At 68.6% G+C, this 4,787-nt stretch carries 6 protein-coding genes and 3 pseudogenes; 4 read left to right on the top strand and 5 right to left on the bottom strand.

All coding sequences use genetic code 11. The features are described from left to right. From ACJ73U_RS35375 to ACJ73U_RS35355, 5 genes and pseudogenes are all read right to left on the bottom strand, one after another. Positions 1-364 (bottom strand): annotated as a pseudogene (locus tag ACJ73U_RS35375) (hypothetical protein); the annotation flags it as partial. Positions 365-527: 163 nt separating this feature from the next. After that, positions 528-752, bottom strand: coding sequence for a transposase (locus tag ACJ73U_RS35370; protein WP_407782111.1), 225 nt, complete (start codon positions 750-752; stop codon positions 528-530). A gap of 386 nt (positions 753-1,138) precedes the next feature. Then, positions 1,139-1,495, bottom strand: a complete 357-nt coding sequence (locus ACJ73U_RS35365; protein WP_407782110.1) for a DUF2218 domain-containing protein — start codon at positions 1,493-1,495, stop codon at positions 1,139-1,141. Continuing rightward, positions 1,489-2,889 carry an alpha/beta fold hydrolase gene (locus tag ACJ73U_RS35360; protein ID WP_407782109.1) on the bottom strand — a complete coding sequence of 467 codons (1,401 nt, stop codon included), beginning with the start codon at positions 2,887-2,889 and terminating at the stop codon, positions 1,489-1,491. The genes ACJ73U_RS35365 and ACJ73U_RS35360 overlap by 7 nt, the downstream gene beginning before the upstream one ends. Next, on the bottom strand, positions 2,886-3,107 hold the full coding sequence (locus ACJ73U_RS35355) for a hypothetical protein (RefSeq protein ID WP_407782108.1): 222 nt from the start codon (positions 3,105-3,107) through the stop codon (positions 2,886-2,888). The genes ACJ73U_RS35360 and ACJ73U_RS35355 overlap by 4 nt, the downstream gene beginning before the upstream one ends. 75 nt (positions 3,108-3,182) lie before the next feature. Here ACJ73U_RS35355 and ACJ73U_RS35350 point away from each other — a divergent pair, with 75 nt between their 5' ends. The 4 genes and pseudogenes from ACJ73U_RS35350 to ACJ73U_RS35335 all read left to right on the top strand — a co-directional run. After that, a complete protein-coding gene (locus ACJ73U_RS35350; protein ID WP_407782107.1) occupies positions 3,183-3,764 on the top strand; it encodes a TetR/AcrR family transcriptional regulator in 582 nt (193 codons plus the stop codon). 48 nt (positions 3,765-3,812) lie between these two features. Further along, complete coding sequence (locus tag ACJ73U_RS35345; RefSeq protein WP_407782106.1) at positions 3,813-3,935, top strand: hypothetical protein; 123 nt, start codon at positions 3,813-3,815, stop codon at positions 3,933-3,935. Positions 3,936-3,996: 61 nt separating this feature from the next. Further along, positions 3,997-4,334: pseudogene (locus tag ACJ73U_RS35340) on the top strand (BlaI/MecI/CopY family transcriptional regulator); the annotation flags it as partial. A gap of 22 nt (positions 4,335-4,356) precedes the next feature. After that, positions 4,357-4,787: pseudogene (locus tag ACJ73U_RS35335) on the top strand (hypothetical protein); the annotation flags it as partial.

Genomic DNA, 4,787 nt, shown 5'->3' with positions numbered 1-4,787 from the left:
GGTGAGCTTCCCCCCGAACCGTGGAGGACTCCTCTATGCGGCTCGGTTGGCCGCAGCGGTCTCGTAATCGATCGGGGATTGCAAATGATGACGAGAGAGCACTTCGTGTTCCAGCGTGGAGAAGAACGACTCGGCCGCGGCGTTGTCGAAACACGACCCGGTCCGGCCCATCGATGACCGACGTGATTCCGACGTCGCGGACCTGCTTGCGGTACTTGTCGTGGTCATAGCCGCGACCGGCGTAGATAGCGTCCGGTCGGTGCCGAGGCCGCCCACGCCGGCCCCGCATCGGCGGGATGGCCTGGATCAGAGGCATGAGCTGGGTGACCTCGTCGCGGATGCCGCCGGTCAGCGACACCTGCAACGGGACGCCGTGCGCTTCGGTGATCAGATGATGTTTCCAGCCAGCTCGGACACGGTCGACCCGGCTCGGCCCGGTTTGGGCCGCCTTTGAGGGCTCGGATATGCCAGCCGTCGATCACCGCCCTCGACCAGTCCAGCGCCCCGGCGTTCAACTCGCCGAGCAGTTACTCGTGCAGACGTTGCCAGACACCGGCGTCGTTCCAGTCCCGCAGCCGCCAACAGGTCATGCCCGAACCGGGGCCCAACTCCACGGGCAGGAACTCCCACAGAAAGGCCGTGTACAGCACGAACAGGATGCCGCACGAACCTTCCGGTTGTCCAGGCGCTCGCGGCCGGAATGGTCGGTGCGTCCCGGGACGACCGCCAGCAGCGACTCGATCCCTGCCCACAACTCGCCGGACACGATCCACAGAGGCTGCTGACCCTTCCTCACGCACTGACCAACAAGCTCCCTGATCAACCTATCCCAAGATCCATTTCGTTAGGAGTTCTTAGGCGGCCTGCTCGGGATGCTGGCGACCTGCCTCGCCTTCCTCGTCGCGGTCGCCGCCGCCGCGCTGACTCTGCCCCGGGGCGTCTCACGAGCCTTCCCCGCCTGCTTCGGGTTGCCCACGTGCGGGTACCGCGCGTCGGCCGGCCACGGCCGGTTAGCCTCGCGGAACTCTGCTTGCTGCGGACGTCACCGTCGTGATCGTCTTCGTGGCCACCTGGCTGATCGCGTTGGCAGTGTGGCGGTTCGGCCGCATCGAGAAACGCTGGACGGCCCCGCCGAGCGTCAGCCCGCCTGGTCGGGTTGAACGAGCCGCCATACCACCGTCACCCCTTCGGGCCGGCCGAACCGTTCGAGGTCCGCGGCGATGATGGCTTGTACCCGGTGGAGGTTCTCCTCGTCAGCGGCTTCGACACGCACGGTCAAGGTGGTCGGACCGGCGTCCAGAACGCAGCGACCCCAGCTCAGGGTGATGGTGCCGTGGGTGTCCGACCAGTCGGCGTCAAGCACTTCGGGCCGCTCATGTGCGGCGCGGGTGTGCAGGTGCCGGAGGCGGTGGCCGATCTTGGTGGCGTGCTGGCACTGCTGGACGAGATAGCGGCTCGCGTTCGCGGTCTGGATGGTGGTTTCGGCGGTCAGCATGTGCTGTTCTCCCGGGTGAGGGCGACCATCCAGCCGTGGATGCCGCCGGTGGGGCTGTCGAGTGTGGTTCGTTCGATCGAGTCGACCCGCCAGCCGCGGGCTAAGGCGGCGGTGATCTCGTCCCGCGTGAACCGGTGTGGGCCGCCGTCACCGGGTTGCCGGTCGCTGAAGCAGAGCATGAAGTAGCGGCCGCCCGGCACCAGCACGGATCGCACACTGTCCAGATAGGCCGATCGGTCCTCGTCGCCGAAGATGTGGAACAGCCCGCAGTCGAGCACGGTGTCGTAGGCCCTCCCCAGCTTCGCCAGCGCACGCACATCGTGTTGTAGGAACCGCGCGGTGAGCCCACGATCCCGCGCCTTCTGCTGGGCGGCCCGTAGGGGCGCGGCCGCGACGTCGACGCCGGTAGCGTCCAGGCCGAGCGCCGCACACAGGAGCACGTGCTCACCGGTGCCACAGCCGACGTCCAGCACCCGACCCCGGAACGCACCGGCATCGGCGAGCACGCGGAACGCCGGCTGGGGACGCCCGAGATCCCAGTGTGGTGTGCTGGCGTACGAGTCCTCCCAGTCCTGCGGGCTCATCGACCCCGGATCGCGGGCGACGGCGAGTTCGAGCCGGCGGACGAGTTCATGCGCGAACTCCGCCGGGTGAGCCACGAAGCCGACGTGGCCGCCCGGCAGTTCGATGACGTTCCGGCCAAGTTGCCCGGCCAGCTCCGTGACGACGTCGTGCGCGGGATACCCACTGCCTTCACGTCCGGCGGCCCACACGATCCGGTCCGCGTGGGCTTTCAGCGCATCGAGGTCGAGTTCGGCGGGCGGGTACTGGCGCAGTTCATGCTCGAACCAGTAGCCAGCGTTGGCTTCGTTGTGGGGAGCGCGGGCCATGACTCGCTGGTCCGAGGCCGGGAAGGTGCGCTCGCGGAAACCGGCGAGCGCGACGTCCACGCCGGACTCCCGGTACACGCCGTAGGTCTCGGTGAAGAAGTCCACCCACCGCTGCCCTCCGGGCAGGTACCGCATGAGGGGTGGTTCGAACGGAACCAGCGTCCCGACCACGGACGGGTGGCGGGCCAGCAGCGCCAGCGCGACGATCGCGCCGGAACTGGCGCCGAACACGGTCGCCGGCTCGTCGCCGAGGTGCTCGACCAGACACCGGACGTCGTCCACGTCCGTCTCGAGTCGACGGTCGTAGTCCTGCGGCCCGTCGAGCCGGCTTCGTGAGAAACCGCGCCGGTCGTAGATCACCACGGTGTAATGCGCCGCCAGGTGCTCGGTCACCGCCCGGAAGACGTCGGCGGCGCCACCGGCGCCCGGGATCATGACCAGCAGCGGGCCGCTGCCATGCGTCTCGTAGTAGAGCCGGGCGCCGGGCACGTGGAGGACGCTCATCTGCGACTCCTGCGCCTGATGGCCTTGACGACCAGCAGCGCCGCAGCGACCACCACGAGCAGCAACAGGGCGACCCCGTGCGCGGCCCCGAGCGAGAGCGCGACCCCGGACGGCAGGGCGAGCACGAGGACGACGATCACCACCTTGACCGCGACGACCAGAGCCACCGAGCGACCCGACCGGTGCCGCAACACGCCAACTTTCTCATGTTCGTTCACGCCGGCAGTTTTTCAATACACTTTGTCTCTGTCAATACAGAGCGTCTACAGATCGGCCCGCTGTACACTTGAGTGGTGCCCCGACTGTGGAACGAGACGATCGAGGCGCACCGCCGAGACGTGCGCGACGCCATCCTGGACACCACGGCAACCCTGGTCGCCGAGGACGGGCTGCGCTCGGCGACGATGTCCCGCATCGCCGAGCAGACCGGCATCGGGCGAGCCACGCTGTACAAGTACTTCCCCGACGTCGAGTCGATCCTCGTCGCCTGGCATGACCGGCACATCGCTCACCACATCGAGCACCTCACCACCGTGCGCGACCAGGCCGGCGATCCCGCGGCGCGACTCGAAGCCGTGCTCGAGGGCTACGCGCTCATCGCACACGAGCGGTCCCGCCAACGACTCGGCGGCGAACTAACCGCGTTCCTACACCGCGACGAACACACCGCGGAACCAAAACGACAGCTCCACAACCTCATCCGCGACGTGCTCACCGACGCCGCCTCAAGCGGCCACGTCCGGGACGACATCACACCCGGCGAGCTCGCCGCCTACTGCCTTCACGCCCTCGCCGCAGCCGGCGACCTGCCATCCAAGGCAGCGGTCCGCCGACTCGTCACGGTCACCCTGACCGGCCTGCGGCCACCCGCCTGACCGATACGGCACAGGGGCCGACGACCTGCGCTTCGCCCGAGTCGACGAGTGGGCACGGCGATCGCCTACCAGGCCCTGTTGTCGCTGAGTACCAGTTCGGTGGCGCAGAGTCGAACGACCTTCGTCGTGCTCAGCCGGCAGGAAACCGCCTTCCTGCAGCCCGGCGACTGACCATTTCACCCTCGTCAACTATCATCGGTAGTAGGAAGTGCTTCGGCGAGTGGAGTGGACCATGTTCGGGCTCGGCGACCTGGAAGACGGTGATGGAGGTGCTGTGGCACACCGACCATCCCGGGCGGGTTCGCGACGTGCTCGACCAGCACTCGCCCGGACGCACACTGGCGTACACGACTGTGATGACGGTGCCGGACAACCTGCATCGCAAGGGATGGGTGCACCGGCACCGGGCTGGCCGCGCCTACCACTACCGGCCGGTGCTGAGCCGGGAGGACGCGACGGTGCGGGGCGCTGCGTGAGGTGCTGGACGCCTCCGGTGACCCCGAAGCGGCGCTGCTGCGGTTCGCCCACTCGACATCGGATCAGGAAGCCGATCTGCGCCGCGCCGCGCTGCACGCGGTCGCGAAGGCGGGCGATGACCGCGCTCGCCAGTTCCCTCCGCGCCGACCAGGTCACGGACACCGCACGGCTCACCGACGGGCTGTCGGCCGCGTTCCTCGGCGCGGCCGGCATCGCCCTCATCGGCGCGATAACCGCCGTCGTGACGTTGCGCCGGCACCGGGCGCCAGGACGAGGCGGTGGCGGCATGACCCGCAACATCGCCCCGCTCACACCCGAGACCGCGCAGGACAAGTCGCGGGAACTGCTCGACGGCATCATCGGCCGGCACGGCTCGGCCGGCGACTTGGTCGCGACGATGGCGCACTCCCCCGCGCTTCTCCAGGGCTATCTGGACCTGTCCAGAGCCATGAAACGGGTGAAGCTGCCCCGGCAGCTCAGCGAGAAGGTGTCCCTCGCCGCACAGGGCTGGATCGGCTGCCAGACCTGCATGGCCGCCCACGTCGC

This window comes from Actinophytocola sp., assembly GCF_045807065.1.
Taxonomy (GTDB): Bacteria; Actinomycetota; Actinomycetes; order Mycobacteriales; family Pseudonocardiaceae; genus Actinophytocola.
This window is presented reverse-complemented; position numbering and strand designations above follow the sequence as displayed.

Coding starts and splice junctions, on each gene's coding strand:
- ACJ73U_RS35360 (WP_407782109.1), bottom strand. CDS start 2,889: ATGAGCGTCCTCCACGTGCCCGGCGCCCGGCTCTACTACGAGACGCAT.
- ACJ73U_RS35365 (WP_407782110.1), bottom strand. CDS start 1,495: ATGCTGACCGCCGAAACCACCATCCAGACCGCGAACGCGAGCCGCTAT.